Below are 17,923 nucleotides of genomic sequence, written 5' to 3'. Positions count from 1 at the left end.
CTTCGCCCCAGATGCCGAATTCGCCCCCGCGCCAAGGGAGAAGACGCGTCTGGTGCGATCACCCGTTCGGCGGATAGCGTGCCCTTTGCTCATGAGAACGCACGCCTCGCGAGGCGTGGCATCAACGGGGAGAAGCAGCGTGGGCGACAGAACGAGGGCCGACCTTGACATGATCAGGGACTGTTCGGATTCCCTGTTCAGGATCCATCGTGAGTTCAAGGAGAACAGCAACCCGGCCGACGGCTACGACCAGGCACTGGGCAGCGACAAACTCCGCGATGTCTTCGACGACTTCTCGGGAACTTGGAAGAAGACGCGCAAGAAATTGATGGAAGACATCGAGAACCTGGCCAAGTTCACACAGACGGCGGCCGACAAGTACGACGAGATCGATCACGAACTGGCACAGGCGCTCCGTGACGCCCGAGCGCAGTCGAAGGGGAAGAAGTGAGCCGCCCGAAGGAGTGGGAGCCCCTGCACGACGGGGACCCGATACCCGGCGACCCCTACGAGGTGGCCAGGCTCGGCAAGGAACTGCGGGGCATGGCCGACGAGATCGACAAGCAGGCCCGCAACATCAGGGCGCTGTCGTCGGTCGAGGGCTGGGACAGCGACGCCGGACGCGCGTTCCACGAGATCGCCGACGGCGCGTCCGGGCGGCTCAAGCGGTCGTACGAGCGCTACGACGAGGCGTCGAAGGCGCTGGGCACCAGGGTCGTGGACGGCGAATCCCGCGAGTACGCGGGCGAGTTGAACCGTGCGCAGCAGATCGCCGACAAGGCGCTCAGCGACTTCCGCGTGGCCGAGGGCGACCACAAGACGGCGGTCGGCGGCCTGGACGAGTACAGGGGAACCGCCCCCAGCAAGGACGACATCACCGACCGCACGCGCCTGGCGAAGAACCGCGACGCGGCGATGGACACCATCCGCCAGTGCCACAGCGAGATCAGGCGGGCGAAGGACATCCGCGACGACGCGGCATCCGCGGCGGCGAAGCACATCAAGAACGTCATCCACCACGACGGGGTACGTGACCCTGGCGGTTTCATGAACATGCTGGCCGACTGGGCGGACGGGCTCGCCACCCTCTCCAGCATCCTCTCGGTCCTCGCGGTCATCTGCGCGTTCGTCCCGCCACTGACGGCGCTCGCGCCCATCCTCGCCGTTGCCGCGGTACTCGTCAGCGCGCTCGCGCTGGCTGGCCACGCCTACGACATGACGGCGCGCGGCGGCAAACTCGATCTCCTCAAACTGGGACTCGACGTGCTGGGCGTCATCCCCGGCTTCGGCGCCATCAAGGGGTTCTCGGCACTGAAGGGCCTCAAGGGCCTGTCCAAGCTGCGGGGTATCCGGTTCAGCGGGTCGAAGGCCATCGCGGGGGTCGGCGAGAAATTCTTCAACGGCATCGCGGTCAAGGGCACGAACTACATCCTCGGCAAGATCGGGAAGGCGCCGATCCCAGGGCGCGAGATCACCGCTTACATCAAGGGCGCCGGATTCGCGAGCGCGTTGCACAAGATCTTCACCGGGCGCACCGGAGCGAGCACCGGCGACCCGGGCGATCCCGCACCGCAGCCGAAGTTCACTCCTCGTCCGTCGCCGCAGCCGTCCCCCACACCGTTCCACGCCGCCCTTGCGGCCTAGATCCCACGTGACGAAGGAGTTCCACCTCCATGACCGGCGAACAGGAACAGCCGCTCGGGCCCCAGGAGTACAAGGCGCGAGGCGGCATCGTGCGTACGCAGATCCCGGGCGAGGTTCTCACCGCCTCGCCCGCCGCGCGCCAGGCCGCCGAGGAGGCCGGCCGTGAGGTGCGCTTCGACTTCCTCGACGACGCCGCCGTCCTGAAGCTGCTCCGGCTGCGCCACCTCGACGATGTGCAACTCCACAAGACAGGCATGCGCTGGGCCTTTCCGGTTGTCCTGGTCCTGGCCGGCCCCATCCTCTACTGGGGCGCCTACGTCCAGTATTGGGAGTCCTCCCGGTCGCAGACGCTGTACTACGCGGCGTCGGCGGCCGTCATCTGCGTGGTCGTTTGCGGCTACGCCCTCGCGGCCATCCGCCTCTGGAGCCACCGCGGGTGGCAGAAGGTCCGAGCCCGCGCCGCCGCCTACCGGAAGATCGCCCACATCGCGGCCCGCAACGGCACCGAACTCCCCGCTTTCTACCCGCACTACGGCCCCTACCCCTTCGCGGCGAACTTCCACGCCGACGCCGAGGAACTCGACCTGCCCGACGAGGAGACCGCCGCATGACCACCCTGACCTCCCCGGGCTCGGTCGAGATGTCGGCCGGGGACGAACTGGTACGGGTCCGCTGGGTGATGCCGGAAGGCTTCTTCGAACTGCCGCTGGACGTCGAGACCATCGAGGAACTCGGCGACCAGCTCCTCGACCTCGCGGCCCGCGTCCTGAGCAAGGCCGACTTCGAACTCCAGGCGCAGTGGGCCGCGATGTGCGCGGCGAGCTACGACTTCCTCGTGGACGCCGGGGTCCAGTACGCCGGTTTCGTCATGACCGAGGTCGACGAGGTCCGCTGCACCGCCAACGTCCAGATCTCCATGACGGACCTGCCCCCGCAGGCCGCCCCCGATCCCGTCGGCATCCTCGCGAGCGCGGTCCGGGACCTCGACATCGGCGAGGTGACGGAGGTCCTGCTGCCCTGCGGCCCGGCGGTCACCTGTGTCGGCGCCCGGCAGGCCACGGTCGACGGCTCCCTGAGCGAGTCCGGCTCGGACGAACCCTTCTGGACGTCCTTCATCCAGGTCCAGGTACCGCTTCCCAACGCCACCGTCGTCGTCCTGGAGATGACCACCCCCACCCAGGAGGGCTGGGAGGTCTTCTCCTCCATGTTCGCCGGCATCGTGAAGAGCCTGCGCCTGTACGACGTGGAGGGCGCACCGGTGAGGGCGGCGTGACGGTGCCCGACCCTGGGGTTACGGCGGAGGCGGGCGCCGACGTGAGGGTGGGCGCGGGCACGGCGGTGGGGGCCGGGGCGGGGGATGCCCCGAGTGAGGCGCCGTCGGACTATCGGCTCCTCGTCCCGCGCGACTGGTTCCGCCTGGACCTCACCGAGGACCGCTGGCGCGGCCAGTTGAAGACCTTCGTGGACCGCGAGTTCCTGAGGACCCGGACCCCGGCGGAGACCTCGCGCGCCATCTGGTCGGCCTTGCGGAACACCGCCGAGAGCGGTGTGGCTCGGGGCGCCCTTGAGTTCTTCCTCCGCACCGAACCGGCCCACGGACCCGACCGCCCCACCGTCCCCGCCTCCCTCCTGGTCTCCCTGAAGCCACTGCCTCGCGGTCTCGTCCCGGAGCCCACGGATTTCGCCGCGACGCTCTCCGAACGGCGAGGCCCTGAATCCCGCATCGACGTGGTCCGCCTACCCGCCGGCGAGACCGTCCGCGTCATCACGGCCACCACCCTGGACTTCCACATCCGCATGCCGGGCGACGCGGGCTACTTCCTCCTCGCCTTCACCGCACCCGTGAGCGGCACGAAGAGCCCTCTCGGCGACCTGTGCGACGCCATCGCCCACTCCCTTCGGTGGGTCTGACGGCCGACAGATGACGGTCAGGGTTCGATGACCGTCACGCCCCCGGTCCGGCCCGGCGCCCGGCCGCCCGTACCCATCGCCTCCAACGCCCCCGGTGCCTCCTCCAGACCGATGGTCGATGTCACCAGGAGGTCCGGGCGGAGCCGGCCCGAGGTGATCATGTTCAGCATCTCCGGGTAGGCGTGGGCCTGCATACCGTGGCTGCCCAGGAGTTCGAGTTCCAGCCCGATGACCCGGGACATCGGGATCGTCGGGTCGTCGGGCAGTAGTCCGACCTGAACATGCCGCCCCCGTCGCCGCAGCCCCTCGATGGAGGCCACACAGGTCGCCGGTGACCCCAACGCGTCCAACGACACATGCGCCCCACCCCCGGTGATCTCCCGCACCCGCGCCGCCGTGTCCCCTTCCGACGCGTCCACGCACACGGCCGCGCCGAACTCCGCCGCCAGTTCCAGCGCGGCCGGTGACACGTCGACCGCCACTACCCGGGCGCCGCCCGCCGCCGCGATCATCACCGCCGACAGGCCCACTCCCCCGCACCCGTGCACCGCCACCCACTCCCCCGGCGCCACCCGCCCCTGGGCGGTCACCGCCCGGAACGCCGTCGCGAACCGGCACCCCAGGCCCGCCGCCGTCACGAACGACACCTCGTCCGGGAGCCCCACCAGATTCACATCCGCGTGCTCCAGTGCCACGTACTCCGCGAAGGAGCCCCAGTGGGTGAACCCGGGCTGGGTCTGCCGCTCGCACACCTGCTGATCGCCGGCCGCACAGGCGGCGCAGCGTCCGCAGGCGCACACGAAGGGGACCGTGACCCGGTCGCCGGGCCGCCAGTCGACCACGCCCTGCCCCACGGCCTCGACCACACCGGCCAGTTCGTGTCCGGGCACATGCGGGAGGGTGATGTCCGGGTCGTGGCCCATCCAGCCGTGCCAGTCGCTGCGGCACAGACCGGTGGCCCCGACCCGCACCACGACGCCCCCGGGCGACGGCACCGGGTCCGCCACCTCGCGCACCTCGGCCAACTCCCCGTACCGCTCGAACACCACAGCCCGCATACCGCCCGCCCTCCACCCGTCGCTCGCCACCCGCCACCGGTTCGCCGGTTCGCCGGTTCGCGTCGAACGCTAGCTCCGGGTGCCCACGGTGTCCCGCTCCCGGTCCGACCCGGACGTCGGGTCGGCCGGCTCCGGCTCCGGTCCGGGCAGGGACCGCGGCTTCGCCGGCCCGCCCTCGCTGAGGCCGAAACGTGCGTGGAAGCGGCGCAGCGGACCCGGCGCCCACCAGGTGGCCCGGCCGGTCAGCCGCATCACCGCCGGGACCAGCAGGCTCCGCACCACCATGGCGTCCATCACCACGGCCAGCGCGATTCCCAGGCCGAGCATCTTGGTGTTGGTCACCCGCGAGGTACCTATCGCCACCATGACCACGGCGAGGATGACGGCCGCCGCGGTGATCAGGCCTCCGGTGCGCTGCAAGCCGTACCGCACGGAGTGGGCGTGGTCGCCCGTGTGGTCGTACTCCTCCTTGATGCGGGAGAGCAGGAACACGCCGTAGTCCATGGAGAGGCCGAAGGCGACACAGAACATCAGGACCGGCAGCGTCGTCTCGATGTCCCCCGTACTGGTGAAGCCCAGCAGGCCCGACAGATGGCCTTCCTGGAAGACCCAGACGACGGCGCCGAACATCGCGGTGAGGCTGAGGGCGTTGAGGACGACGGCCTGGATCGGTATCAGGACACTCCCCGTGAGCAGGAAGACCAGCAACAGGGTGACCACGGCGATGATGCCCGCGGCCCAGGGCAGCCGGTCGCCGATGGCGTCCTTGGAGTCGACGAGCACAGCGGCCGAACCGGTGACCGAGGTGTCGAACGGCGCGTCCACCGCCCGGACCTGGCCCACGAGCCGCTGTGCGTCCTCCCCGACCGACTCGCCCTTCGGCAGCACCGTGAAGTACGCCGCGTCCCCCCGGACCACGGGACCCTCCACTCCGGCCGCCTCGGGCAGGGCCGCTATCGCGGTGCGGTAGCTCGCGTACTGCGTCTCCGTCGCGGAGCCTTCGGCGAAGACTTCGAGGGCGCCGCCCGGGTTGCCGGGGAAGCCGTCCCTGATGTGCTGCTGGACGACATGGGACTCGGCCGTCGCGGGCAGTTGGCGGTCGTCGGCGGTGCCGAACTTGACGTTCAGGAACGGCAGTCCGAGCAGCACCAGGCCCACGGTGGTGGCCACGGCGAACACCGGAGCACGCCGCATGACGAGGGCCGCCGTACGCGCCCAGCCCCGGCCGCCGGTCTCCCCCTCGGGGTCCCGTGGCGCGCCGCGCCGCACCAGGCGACGCAGGTCGAGGGAGTTGACGCGGTGCCCCAGCAGGACCAGGGCGGCGGGCAGCAGGATCAGCGCGGCGGCGGCGGCGATCAGGACCACGGCGATACCGGCGTACGCGAACGAGCGCAGGAAGTACTGCGGGAAGACGAGCATCGCGGCCAGGGACACGGCGACCGTCAGCGCCGAGAACAGGACCGTGCGCCCCGCCGTCCGCAGGGTGGTGCCGACGGCGGTCAACGGGTCGGCGCCCTCGGCCAGTTCCTCGCGGAATCTGCGGACGATGAACAGTGCGTAGTCGATGGCGAGGCCCAGGCCCAGGGCCGTCGTCAGGTTCAGGGCGAAGACCGACACATCCGTGAAGGAGGTCAGGCCGCGCAGTACGGCGTTGGTGCCGAGGATCGCGACGATGCCGATACCGAGGGGCAGCAGGGCCGCGATCGCGCTGCCGAACACCATCACCAGGAGGACCAGGGTGACCGGGAGGGCGATCATCTCCGCGCGGACCAGGTCTTCCTGGATGGTCGTCTGGATCTGGTGGCGCACGGCGACCGGGCCGCCGACGCTCACGTCGACCGGACCCCGCGTACCGCGCAGCGAGGGCGCGATGCGGTCCAGGGTCTCGGCGGCCGTCTTGTCGTCCCCGGTGAGCCGCGCGGCGATCAGCGCCTCGCGGCCGTCCTCCGCGCGCAGGGCGGGCGATCCGGTCTGCCAGTACGAGCCGACGCCGGTCACTCCCGGCTCGGCAGCGAGCCGCTCGGTGAGCCGCTTCGCCTCGGCGGCGACCGCCGGATCGTCCACGGAGGCTTCTCCGCTGTCGAGGAGGAGCAGCAGATTGGGCTGCGAGGCGGGGAACTCCCGCGCCAGCGCCTTGGTCGCATACGTCGACTCGGCGTCCGGTGCTTCCCAGCCTCCGCTGCCCAGCCGGTCCGCGACCCCGCTCCCGGCCATCACGGCGAGAGCGGTGAGCAGCAGCGCGACGAGCAGCGAGAGCCGGGGCCGCCCGGTCACGAACCGGGTCCACCCACCCATGGCCGCCCGCCCGCCACCGGCGCCCGCCGCGCCCCGCGCCCCCTCGGCACCCCCGGCCGAACCGCCCCCGGCACCTCCTCGCGAAGCCTTTCCCCCGTCTCCCTGCGAAGCCCCGTCCCCGTCCCCCGGCGGAGACCCGGTCCCGTCCCCCGCCGGGGCCCCGTTGACTTCGGTCATGATGCGGTGTCCCCTTCACCGTGACCCGTGTGTCCGCAGGACAGTTCCCGCAGGGCAGCACAGGTCGCCCGTTGCCATAGACTTGGCAAACACGAGTCGTCGCTCGCGTTTCTCTAGAATGCGAGCGAGCGCTCGTGTTTGTCAATGACCTTCAGGATGACCTTTCGCATGACATTCCGAGAGCCGCGGCGATGAACGCCGGAGAAGCCCGAGAGGCCGGAGGGGCCGCCGGCGCGCCCGGAGGAGCCGACGCGCCCGCCACCGCAGCCACAGGAGCCGCAGGGACCACAGGAGCCGCAGGAGCCCCGGAAGCCGCCCCGGGGAAGCCCGAGCGGTCCGCGCCCAAGCGCGTACGCCGCCAGGCCCGCGGCGAGCGCCGTATCGCCCAACTCCTGGAGGCCGCCGCCTCGGTGTTCTGCTCCAGCGGCTACACCTCGGCCAGCACCAACGCCATCGCTCGCGAGGCAGGCGTGTCACCCGGCACGCTGTACCAGTTCTTCCCGAACAAGGAAGCGATCGCGGTCGAGCTGAGCGACCGGCTGCTGGACAGCTGGCGCGAGTCGCACGGCCAGGCCCTGTCGTCCGGGCATCTGGGACTCCCGCTGGACCGGATGCTGGACGCGGTCCTGGATCCGCTGATCGCCTTCAACTGCGAGAACCCGGCGTTCGCCGTCCTGCTGCACGGTCCCGACACACCGGGCGAGATCGCCAAGGAGATCCACACGCTGCACGACAGCGTCCACACCCGCCTTGAGGAGCTGCTCGCCGCCACCCTGCCGGACGTCCCGGCCGCCGAGCGGAGCCGTACGGCCAACATGACCGTCGGCATGTTCAAGTCGGGCCTTCAACTGGTCATGTCCCACGAAGGCGCCGAGCGGGACGCGTACATCGTGGAGATGAAGACCGCCATGTACCGCTATCTCGAACCGCTCACACGGCAGCGGCCCGGCACGGACGACGCCCCGCATCCGGCCGCCACGAGCTGATCCCGCAGCCGCCGCCCACAGGTTCCACCCCGCCAGGCTCCACCCCGCCCGCCTGACCACCCTCGGCCGCCACCGTCGCGGCCGACCCTCCTTGCTTCATACCCCCCAGGGGTATAGCGTGGTGAACGTCGGCACGGCACCGCGCCACCGCACGCGGGCCACCACACGTAGGCCACCACGACCCGAGGAGAACGCAGATGAGCACCCAGACCGAAACCAGCACCACCGCGGAGTCCGCCGGGTCCACCGAGTCCCCCCAGGGAGCCGTGACCACGGTCTACCAGGTCGCCGGGATGACCTGCGGCCACTGCGAAGGCGCCGTGTCCGCCGAGGTGTCCGCGATCGCCGGCGTCGACTCCGTCCAGGCCGTGGCGGCCACCGGCCGGGTCACCGTGGTCTCCGCGGCCCCGCTCGACGACGAGGCCGTCCGCGCGGCGGTCGACGAGGCCGGATACGAACTGACCGGCCGCGCCTGAACCGCCCTCCGGCACCCCCTCGACACCCTCCCCCTGGCGATCGTGGGAACGAGGGCGCCGTTTTCATCCGATTTCGCCGCCCCGAACCGCCTTCCGCCGAGGACATTCAGGTAACTATCCCCGGAGCCCTTCACAAGGCCCACGCAACATCCTTACGCTTGAGCCCCGATCGCCATATCGGGGCTCTTGCGCAGGTAGAGGACATATGCGGGAGACGTAGATCACAGCCATCTCGACGTAACCATCGAGGGGGCTCGTGAGTCTAAGAAGGCGATGCCAGAAACGTCTTGGGGGGCGTTTCTGACATCGGGGATGTCTTGGGGGACGTTCCCGAAATGCGTTGCCGGGGCACGTGCACCGGGGAGCTTTGAGCGGCCCTCCCGTGCGTACGCGTCCCGGCAGATCGCAGCGGCATCACACACCCAACGCAGCAGGCGCTGCCCAAAGGCGCCCGGCCGGATCCCGTGGGGGGAATCCGCACCGGGACACAGGAAAGCGCCCCGACTGCCGGCCCGTGGGGGGACCGGTAGCGGGGCGCTTTCCGCTTGTACCTGAAACCTTTTGTGCCTGAGGCTCTGTTCTGAACCCTTGCTCCGGAAGCTCGGTTCGCCTCCGGAGAGGCCGCCGCGTCAGCGGCTCAACGTGACTCCACCGGGACGAAGTCCCGCTCGACCACACCGGTGTAGATCTGCCGCGGGCGGCCGATACGGGAACCCGGCTCCTTGATCATCTCGTGCCACTGGGCGATCCAGCCGGGCAGCCGGCCGAGCGCGAACAGCACGGTGAACATCTCCGTCGGGAAGCCCATGGCCCGGTAGATCAGGCCGGTGTAGAAGTCGACGTTCGGGTAGAGCTTGCGCGAGACGAAGTAGTCGTCCGCGAGCGCGTGCTCCTCCAGCTTCAGCGCGATGTCGAGCAGCTCGTCGGACTTGCCGAGCGCCGACAGGACATCGTGCGCCGCCGCCTTGATGATCTTCGCCCGGGGGTCGAAGTTCTTGTAGACGCGGTGCCCGAAGCCCATGAGCTTCACGCCGTCTTCCTTGTTCTTCACCTTGCGGATGAAGGTGTCGACATCGCCGCCGCTCGCCTGGATGCCCTCCAGCATCTCCAGGACGGACTGGTTGGCGCCGCCGTGCAGCGGGCCCCACAGCGCGGAGATACCGGCCGAGATCGACGCGAACATGTTCGCCTGCGAGGACCCGACCAGCCGGACCGTCGACGTCGAACAGTTCTGCTCGTGGTCCGCGTGCAGGATCAGCAGCTTGTCCAGGGCGGACACGACGACCGGGTCGAGGTCGTACTCCTGCGCGGGGACCGAGAAGGTCATCCGCAGGAAGTTCTCGACGTAGCCCAGGTCGTTGCGCGGGTAGACGAACGGGTGACCGATCGACTTCTTGTACGCGTACGCCGCGATCGTGGGCAGCTTGGCGAGCAGCCGGATCGTGGAGAGGTCGCGCTGCTTCTCGTCGAAGGGGTTGTGGCTGTCCTGGTAGAACGTCGACAGCGCGCTGACGACGGAGGACAGCATCGCCATGGGATGGGCGTCGCGCGGGAAGCCGTCGAAGAAGCGCTTGACGTCCTCGTGGAGCAGGGTGTGCTGCGTGATCTCGTTCTTGAACGTGGAGAGCTGGTCGACGGTCGGCAGCTCACCGTTGATCAGCAGATACGCCACCTCCACGAAGGTGGAGCGCTCCGCCAGCTGCTCGATGGGATAGCCGCGGTAGCGCAGGATGCCCTGCTCGCCGTCGAGGTAAGTGATCGAGGATTTATAGGCGGCGGTGTTTCCGTATCCGCTGTCCAGTGTCACCAGGCCCGTCTGGGCGCGGAGCTTGCCGATGTCGAAGCCCTTGTCGCCGACGGTGCTGTCGATCACCGGGTAGGTGTACTCGCCGTCGCCGTACCGCAGTACTACCGCATTGTTAGCGTTCTCGCTCACGTCTTCCCTCACCGACGTAGTGCCTCATCTTCGAGGTGCCCTGACTGTTCTCTACCATCCCCCATTTGGCTCAGGAGAGTGCACTCGGGGTCGACCATTAGGCCTATTGGCGGCACTCAGTGCCGCCAACCTGCTCATCCTGCCCCCTTCGCCCTGGTTCCGGAAGGGCTCTGTGAGCTTTCCGACTCGTTTGATCGATCAAACGTGTCACCTCTCGTCCCAGGTCCGCCGAGCCCCTGTCGCGGGGGCGGCCGGACCCTGTCGGAAGGTCCCGTCACAGGCGTCGGAGGGTCCCCGTCACAGAGTGGCCGGGCCTCCGGCGAGCCCGGGTGAGAGCCGGAAATCCAGGGCCGTGCAGCGTCTCCCGGCGGAGACCGTGCGCACCGCCTGCGCGAGAGCCTTGCGCGAACCGACCAGGACGACCAGCTTCTTGGCGCGGGTCACGGCCGTGTAGAGCAGATTGCGTTGCAGCATCATCCAGGCCGAGGTGGTGACCGGGATGACCACGGCCGGGTACTCGCTGCCCTGGGAGCGGTGGATGGTCACGGCGTACGCGTGCGCCAGTTCGTCCAGCTCGTCGAAGTCGTACGGAACCTCCTCGTCCTCGTCCGTCAGGACCGTCAGGCGCTGTTCCTCCGCGTCGAGCGAGGTGACCACGCCGACGGTGCCGTTGAAGACGCCGTTGAGCCCCTTCTCGTAATTGTTGCGAATCTGGGTCACCTTGTCGCCGACGCGGAACACCCGGCCGCCGAACCGCTTCTCGGCGAGGTCCGGGCGGCCCGGGGTGATGGCCTGCTGCAACAGGCCGTTGAGGCTGCCCGCGCCCGCGGGGCCCCGGTGCATGGGCGCGAGGACCTGGATGTCGCGGCGCGGGTCGAGGCCGAATTTGGCCGGAATCCGATGGGCGACGACGTCGACGGTGAGCCGGGCGGTCTCCTCGGTCTCCTCCTCGACGAAGAGGAAGAAGTCGTTCAGGTCGCGGGTGACGGGGGGCAGGCCGGAGTTGATGCGGTGTGCGTTGGTGACGACGCCCGACTCCTGGGCCTGGCGGAAGATCCGGGTCAGCCGGACCGCCGGGACCGGGCCGCCGTCGGCGAGCAGATCGCGCAGCACCTCGCCCGCGCCGACGCTCGGCAACTGGTCGACATCGCCGACGAACAGCAGATGGGCACCGGGCGGGACGGCCTTGACCAGCTTGTTGGCGAGCAGCAGATCCAGCATCGACGCCTCGTCCACGACGACGAGATCCGCGTCCAGCGGCCGGTCCCGGTCGTACGCGGCGTCGCCGCCCGGCTTCAGTTCGAGCAGGCGGTGCACGGTGGACGCCTCGGCGCCCGTCAGTTCGGCCAGGCGCTTGGCGGCGCGGCCCGTGGGCGCGGCGAGGACCACCTTCGCGCGCTTGGCGCGAGCCAGCTCCACGATCGAGCGCACGGTGAAGGACTTGCCGCAGCCGGGGCCGCCGGTCAGTACGGCGACCTTGCGGGTGAGCGCGAGCCGGACCGCCTCCTCCTGCTCGGGCGCCAGTTCGGCGCCGGTGCGGTCGGCGAGCCAGGCCAGTGCCTTGTCCCAGGCGACGTCCCGGAAGGCGGGCATACGGTCGTCGTCGCTGCGCAGCAGGCGCAGGACCTGTGCCGAGAGGGAGAGTTCGGCGCGGTGGAACGGGACGAGATACACGGCGGTGACCGCTTCGCCGTCGGGGCCCGGTACGCGCTCGCGCACCACGCCCTCGTCCTCGCCGGCGAGTTGGGCGAGGCATTCGATGACGAGACCGGTGTCGACCTGGAGGAGTTTCACCGCGTCGGCGATGAGCTGTTCCTCGGGGAGATAGCAGTGGCCCTGGTCGGTGGACTGCGACAGCGCGTACTGGAGGCCCGCCTTGACGCGCTCGGGGCTGTCGTGCGGGATGCCGACGGCCTGCGCGATGCGGTCGGCGGTGAGGAAGCCGATGCCCCAGACGTCGGCCGCGAGGCGGTAGGGCTGGTTCTTGACGATCGAGATGGACGCGTCGCCGTACTTCTTGTAGATGCGGACCGCGACGGACGTGGACACCTCGACGCTCTGCAGGAAGACCATCACCTCTTTGATCGCCTTCTGTTCCTCCCAGGCGTCGGCGATCTTGCGGGTGCGCTTGGGGCCGAGGCCGGGGACCTCGATCAGGCGCTTGGGCTCCTCCTCGATGATCCGGAGGGTGTCGACGCCGAAGTGCGTGGTGATGCGGTCGGCGAAGACCGGGCCGATGCCCTTGACGAGTCCGGAGCCCAGATAGCGGCGGATGCCCTGGACGGTCGCCGGGAGGACCGTCGTGTAGTTCTCGACGGTGAACTGCTTGCCGTACTGCGGGTGGGAGCCCCAACGGCCCTGCAACCGCAGTGACTCGCCCACCTGGGCGCCGAGCAGCGACCCGACGACCGTGAGGAGATCTCCGGCGCCCCGGCCCGTGTCCACGCGCGCGACCGTGTACCCGGTCTCCTCGGAGGCGAAGGTGATCCGCTCCAGCACTCCTTCGACCACCGCCAGATTGGACATGCCCCGACGCTACAGGCGGGGTACGACAACGCGGCCCCCGAGACCGCGGCCCCCGATCATCACGATCCGGTCTCGGGATGGGGTCAGGGGGTTGCCCTACGGCCGTGTAATCGATTCCAATCCTTCGTGTAATCGATTCCACGAGGAGGTGGGCCGGTGGCGGGCATCAAGGACGTCGCCGCCGCGGCGGGTGTGTCCGTCGCGACGGTGTCGCGGGTCCTCAACGGGCATCCGTCCGTCAGCCCCGGCGCGCGCACCCGGGTCCTCGCGGCCGTGGAGAGCCTCGACTACCGGCCCAACGCGGTGGCGCGGTCCCTGCGCACCGATCAGACCCGCACGCTCGGCCTGGTCATCAGCGACGTACTGAACCCGTACTTCACCGAACTGGCCCGCTCCGTCGAGGAGGAGGCACGCGCGCGGGGGTACAGCGTCATCTTCGGGAACGCCGACGAGCGGCCCGAGGTGCAGGACCACCATGTACGCACGCTCCTGGACCGCCGTATCGACGGGCTACTGGTGTCCCCCACGGACGGCGGTTCGCCGCTGATGCTGGAGGCCGCGCGCGCGGGGATCCCGATGGTCTTCGTGGACCGCTGGATCCCGGGCCTGGACGTGCCGGTGGTACGCGCCGACGGCCGTGCGGCGATACGGGACCTGGTCGCCCATCTGCACGGGCTGGGGCACCGCAGGCTCGCCATCATCGCGGGCCCGGCCACGACGACGACCGGCAGCGAGCGCGTCGCGGCGTTCCGGGACGCCCTGCGCGCGTACGGCATCACCTTGCCCGACGCGTACATCGGGCAGGGCGACTTCCAGGCCGAGAGCGGGCGCCGGGCGACGGAGGCGTTCCTGTCGCTGCCGGAGCCGCCGGACGTCGTGTTCGCGGCGGACAACCTGATGGCGCTCGGCGCGCTGGACGCCATCCGCGCGCGGGGGCTGCGGGTTCCCCGGGACATCGCGCTGGCCGCGTTCGACGACATCCCGTGGTTCGTGCACACCGATCCGCCGATCACCGCCGTCGCCCAGCCGACCGCCGAGTTGGGGCGGGCCGCCGTACGGGCCCTGACCGACCGGATCGAGGGCAGAGCCCCTGAGTCCGTGACTTTCGCCGCCCGGCTCGTCGTCCGCCGTTCCTGTGGCGAACCCGTGCCCGCCGGGAGCCCGGAGAGCGCCCGGGAGGCGCCGGAGGACCCCCTGAGCCCCGCAGGAAGGAGCAGGCCGTGAGCGAGCCGGAGGAGACACCGCGCGACCATCCCGGCGAGGTGTTGCGGATCGAAGGGGTCCGTAAGGCGTTTCCGGGGGTGGTCGCCCTCGACGAGGTGGACTTCGATCTGCGCGCCGGTGAGGTGCATGTGCTGCTCGGCGAGAACGGCGCCGGCAAGAGCACCCTCATCAAGATGCTGTCGGGCGCCCATCATCCGGACGCCGGGCGGATCCTGGTCGACGGCGCCGAGGTGCGGATCCCGGACGCGCAGGCGGCCGAACGGCTGGGGATCGCCACCATCCACCAGGAGTTCAACCTGGTGCCGGATCTGACGGTCGCCGAGAACATCTTCCTCGGGCGCCAGCCGCGCCGCTTCGGCTTCATCGACCGCGCGCGCATGGAGGCCGACGCCGCCGTCCTCCTGGAGCGCGTCGGCGTCGAGGTGTCGCCCCGCGCGCGGGTGCGTGAACTGGGCATCGCCCGGCTCCAGATGGTGGAGATCGCCAAGGCGCTCAGTGTCCGGGCGCGCGTCCTGATCATGGACGAGCCGACGGCGGTGCTGACCTCCGGCGAGGTGGACACGCTCTTCGGGATCGTGCGCACCCTTCGCGAAGACGGCGTCGGCATCGTCTTCATCACGCATCACCTGGAGGAGATCGCCGCACTCGGCGACCGGGTCACCGTCATCCGCGACGGCCGCAGTGTCGGCCAGGTACCCGCGTCCACGCCCGAGGACGATCTCGTACGCCTCATGGTGGGCCGTGCCATCGAGCAGCAGTACCCACGCGCGCGGGGTGCCGCCGGTGAGCCGCTGCTGTCCGTCGAAGGGCTCACCCGTGACGGGGTGTTCCACGAGGTCAGCTTCCAGGTGCGGGCCGGTGAGGTGGTCGGGGTCGCCGGGCTCGTCGGAGCGGGCCGTACGGAGGTCGCGCGGGCCGTGTTCGGCGCCGACCCGTACGACGCGGGCACCGTGGAGGTCGCCGGGGTCCGGCTGCCCCGGCACGACGTGAGCGCCGCGCTGGCCGCCGGGATCGGGCTGGTCCCCGAGGACCGCAAGGGCCAGGGGCTGCTGCTGGACGCGTCGGTGGAGGAGAACCTCGGCCTGGTGACGCTGCGTTCGGCCACGCGCGCGGGGCTGGTCGACCGCAAGGGGCAGTACACGGCCGCCGCGCGGATCGCGGAACGGCTCGGCGTGCGGATGGCGGGGCTCGGGCAGACCGTGCGGACGCTGTCCGGCGGCAACCAGCAGAAGGTCGTCATCGGCAAGTGGCTCCTCGCGCACACGCGCGTGCTGATCCTCGACGAACCCACGCGCGGGATCGACGTCGGCGCCAAGGTCGAGATCTATCAGCTCGTCAACGACCTCACGGCCGCCGGGCACGCGGTGCTGATGATCTCCAGCGATCTGCCCGAGGTGCTCGGTATGAGCGACCGCGTCCTGGTGATGGCCCAGGGGCGCCTGGCGGGCGAACTCGCGGCGGCCGAGGCCACGCAGGACGCCGTCATGGCGCTCGCCGTGAGCGCGCCCGCGCGGACCGGTTCGGCAGCGGACGCGAACAAAGGCGATGCCGACACGGGCACAAGGACAGACACAGCCACAGACACGGGTGCCGGCACCGGCACCGGTACCGACATCCCCGGAGGGAAGGAAGAGGAGGGCTCCCGTGGCCACTGACACGCTCCAGAGCACCCCGCGCGCGGGAGGCGCGGCAGCGGTCCGCCGCGTGCTGCTCGACAACGGCGCCCTGAGCGCCTTGGTGGTTCTCCTGGTGGCCCTCTCGCTGCTGTCCGGGGACTTCCTGACCACCCAGAACCTGCTCAACGTCGGTGTCCAGGCCGCCGTGACGGCGATCCTCGCCTTCGGCGTCACCTTCGTCATCGTCGCCGCCGGCATCGACCTGTCGGTCGGCTCGGTGGCCGCCCTGTCGTCGACCGTCCTCGCGTGGACGGCGACCTCGCAGGGCCTTCCCGTATGGCTCGCGATCATCCTCGCCGTGGGCACCGGCATCGCCTGCGGTCTCGTCAACGGCGCCCTGATCTCGTACGGGAAACTGCCCCCGTTCATCGCGACGCTCGCGATGCTGTCGGTCGGGCGTGGACTGTCGCTGGTGATCTCGCAGGGCAGCCCGATCCCGTTCCCCGAATCGGTGACCTTCTTCGGTGACACGCTGGGCGGCTGGCTGCCGGTGCCGGTCCTCGTGATGGTCGCGATGGGCCTGGTGACCGCGGTCGTCCTGGGCCGCACGTACCTGGGCCGTTCGATGTACGCGATCGGCGGCAACGAGGAGGCGGCCCGGCTGTCCGGGCTGCGCGTCAAGCGGCAGAAGCTGGCCATCTACGCGCTGTCGGGCCTGTTCGCGGCCGTGGCGGGCGTCGTCCTCGCGTCCCGCCTCGCCTCCGCGCAGCCGCAGGCGGCCCAGGGCTACGAACTCGACGCGATCGCCGCCGTGGTCATCGGCGGCGCGAGCCTGTCGGGCGGGGTCGGCAAGGCGTCCGGCACGCTCATCGGCGCACTGATCCTCGCGGTGCTGCGCAACGGACTCAATCTGCTGTCCGTGTCGGCGTTCTGGCAGCAGGTCGTCATCGGTGTCGTCATCGCGCTGGCGGTGCTCCTGGACACGCTGCGGCGGCGTACGGGCGCGACCGGTGGCACGGGGGTGACCGGGACGGGTCCGTCCGGTTCCGGCGGGCGCAGAAAAGCGGCCACCTATGCCGTCGCGTTCGTCTGTGTGGCGGCCGTCCTTGGCGGGGTCTCGCTGGTCAACTCCGGCTCGTCGGACGCGCGGACGAAGGTGGGGATGTCGCTGTCCACGCTCAACAACCCGTTCTTCGTGCAGATGAAGGCGGGCGCCCAGAAGGAGGCGAAGGCGGCGGGCATCGACCTGACCGTGACCGACGCGCAGAACGACGCGTCCCAACAGGCCAACCAGTTGCAGAACTTCACCTCCGAGGGCATGAAGTCGATCATCGTCAATCCGGTGGACTCGGACGCCGTCGGTCCTGCGGTGCGCTCCGCGAACCAGGGTGACATCCCGGTGGTCGCGGCGGACCGTGGCGTCAACAAGGCCGACACCGCGACGCTCGTCGCCTCGGACAACGTCGCGGGCGGCAGGCAGGCCGCCAAGACCCTGGCCGACCGGCTCGGCGGACAGGGGAAGATCGTCGTCCTCCAGGGCACCGCGGGTACGTCCGCGAGCCGGGAGCGCGGCCAGGGCTTCACCGAGGGTCTGAAGGCGTACCCGGGCATCCAGGTCGTCGCGAAGCAGCCCGCGGACTTCGACCGCACGAAGGGCCTGGACGTGATGACGAACGTGCTCCAGGGCCACCCCGACGTCGACGGCGTGTTCGCCGAGAACGACGAGATGGCGCTCGGCGCGGTCAAGGCGCTCGGCGCCAAGGCCGGGAAGTCCGTGACGGTCGTCGGCTTCGACGGCACGCCTGACGGGCTGACGGCGGTCGCCGCGGGCACGCTGTACGCGTCGGTCGCCCAGCAGCCCTCGGAACTCGGCCGGATCGCCGTACGGAACGCGGTCGCGGCGGCCGAGGGCAAGAAGGTCGACAGTGTGGTGAAGGTCCCGGTCAAGGTCGTCACGTCGAAGAACGTGGACGACTTCTCCTGATCGGTTTCTCCTCCGATCGGCTCGTAGCCGGTCGAGGGCCGGTGGGCAGTTGGCGGGTGGCTGGTTGACGGCCGGTCGCCGGCCGGCCGA

The 17,923-nt window shown here is 70.2% G+C and carries 14 protein-coding genes; 10 read left to right on the top strand and 4 right to left on the bottom strand.

Annotated features, from left to right (window positions below; genetic code table 11):
- Positions 1–139 precede the first annotated feature (139 nt).
- From ACIQNU_RS01540 to ACIQNU_RS01520, 5 genes are read left to right on the top strand one after another with little or no spacing between them, the layout of a single operon-like run.
- Positions 140–451, top strand: a complete 312-nt coding sequence (locus tag ACIQNU_RS01540) for a hypothetical protein (RefSeq protein ID WP_401359604.1) — start codon at positions 140–142, stop codon at positions 449–451.
- Positions 448–1,644 (top strand): putative T7SS-secreted protein, encoded by a 1,197-nt coding sequence (locus ACIQNU_RS01535; RefSeq protein WP_401359601.1) that lies wholly within the window; start codon positions 448–450, stop codon positions 1,642–1,644. The genes ACIQNU_RS01540 and ACIQNU_RS01535 overlap by 4 nt, the downstream gene beginning before the upstream one ends.
- A 29-nt stretch (positions 1,645–1,673) precedes the next feature.
- A complete protein-coding gene (locus ACIQNU_RS01530) occupies positions 1,674–2,255 on the top strand; it encodes a hypothetical protein (RefSeq protein WP_401359599.1) in 582 nt (193 codons plus the stop codon).
- Positions 2,252–2,917 carry a hypothetical protein gene (locus ACIQNU_RS01525; RefSeq protein ID WP_401359597.1) on the top strand — a complete coding sequence of 222 codons (666 nt, stop codon included), beginning with the start codon at positions 2,252–2,254 and terminating at the stop codon, positions 2,915–2,917. The genes ACIQNU_RS01530 and ACIQNU_RS01525 overlap by 4 nt, the downstream gene beginning before the upstream one ends.
- Positions 2,914–3,555, top strand: coding sequence for a hypothetical protein (locus ACIQNU_RS01520; RefSeq protein WP_401359594.1), 642 nt, complete (start codon positions 2,914–2,916; stop codon positions 3,553–3,555). The genes ACIQNU_RS01525 and ACIQNU_RS01520 overlap by 4 nt, the downstream gene beginning before the upstream one ends.
- A 17-nt stretch (positions 3,556–3,572) precedes the next feature.
- Here ACIQNU_RS01520 and ACIQNU_RS01515 read toward each other — a convergent pair whose 3' ends face one another.
- Positions 3,573–4,613 carry a zinc-dependent alcohol dehydrogenase family protein gene (locus tag ACIQNU_RS01515; protein ID WP_401359592.1) on the bottom strand — a complete coding sequence of 347 codons (1,041 nt, stop codon included), beginning with the start codon at positions 4,611–4,613 and terminating at the stop codon, positions 3,573–3,575.
- A gap of 69 nt (positions 4,614–4,682) precedes the next feature.
- Complete coding sequence (locus ACIQNU_RS01510; protein ID WP_401359591.1) at positions 4,683–6,908, bottom strand: MMPL family transporter; 2,226 nt, start codon at positions 6,906–6,908, stop codon at positions 4,683–4,685.
- A gap of 368 nt (positions 6,909–7,276) precedes the next feature.
- On the opposite strand from ACIQNU_RS01510, the gene ACIQNU_RS01505 reads away from it, so the two are divergent.
- Together ACIQNU_RS01505 and ACIQNU_RS01500 are read left to right on the top strand one after the other, a co-directional pair.
- On the top strand, positions 7,277–8,071 hold the full coding sequence (locus ACIQNU_RS01505) for a TetR/AcrR family transcriptional regulator (protein ID WP_401359589.1): 795 nt from the start codon (positions 7,277–7,279) through the stop codon (positions 8,069–8,071).
- 197 nt (positions 8,072–8,268) lie between these two features.
- On the top strand, positions 8,269–8,547 hold the full coding sequence (locus ACIQNU_RS01500) for a heavy-metal-associated domain-containing protein (RefSeq protein WP_401359586.1): 279 nt from the start codon (positions 8,269–8,271) through the stop codon (positions 8,545–8,547).
- A 637-nt stretch (positions 8,548–9,184) separates the two neighbouring features.
- Here ACIQNU_RS01500 and ACIQNU_RS01495 read toward each other — a convergent pair.
- Together ACIQNU_RS01495 and ACIQNU_RS01490 are read right to left on the bottom strand one after the other, a co-directional pair.
- Complete coding sequence (locus ACIQNU_RS01495) at positions 9,185–10,483, bottom strand: citrate synthase (protein ID WP_401359583.1); 1,299 nt, start codon at positions 10,481–10,483, stop codon at positions 9,185–9,187.
- A gap of 297 nt (positions 10,484–10,780) precedes the next feature.
- Positions 10,781–13,009: an ATP-dependent RecD-like DNA helicase gene (locus tag ACIQNU_RS01490; protein WP_401359580.1), complete on the bottom strand. Its 2,229-nt coding sequence runs from the start codon at positions 13,007–13,009 to the stop codon at positions 10,781–10,783.
- Between the two features lie 156 nt (positions 13,010–13,165).
- Between ACIQNU_RS01490 and ACIQNU_RS01485 the strand changes: the two genes are divergently transcribed.
- Genes ACIQNU_RS01485 through ACIQNU_RS01475 form a run of 3 tightly spaced genes read left to right on the top strand, consistent with a single transcriptional unit; the run spans position 13,166 to position 17,833 of the window.
- The gene (locus ACIQNU_RS01485; protein WP_401359578.1) at positions 13,166–14,233 is read left to right on the top strand and encodes a LacI family DNA-binding transcriptional regulator; all 1,068 of its coding nucleotides are present in this window, start codon (positions 13,166–13,168) and stop codon (positions 14,231–14,233) included.
- A complete protein-coding gene (locus ACIQNU_RS01480; protein ID WP_401359576.1) occupies positions 14,230–15,888 on the top strand; it encodes a sugar ABC transporter ATP-binding protein in 1,659 nt (552 codons plus the stop codon). The genes ACIQNU_RS01485 and ACIQNU_RS01480 overlap by 4 nt, the downstream gene beginning before the upstream one ends.
- Positions 15,878–17,833: a substrate-binding domain-containing protein gene (locus ACIQNU_RS01475; protein WP_401359574.1), complete on the top strand. Its 1,956-nt coding sequence runs from the start codon at positions 15,878–15,880 to the stop codon at positions 17,831–17,833. The genes ACIQNU_RS01480 and ACIQNU_RS01475 overlap by 11 nt, the downstream gene beginning before the upstream one ends.
- The last annotated feature ends 90 nt before the right edge of the window (positions 17,834–17,923 follow it).

It is taken from the genome of Streptomyces sp. NPDC091292 (genome assembly GCF_044757265.1).
Taxonomy (GTDB): domain Bacteria; phylum Actinomycetota; class Actinomycetes; order Streptomycetales; family Streptomycetaceae; genus Streptomyces.
This window is presented reverse-complemented; position numbering and strand designations above follow the sequence as displayed.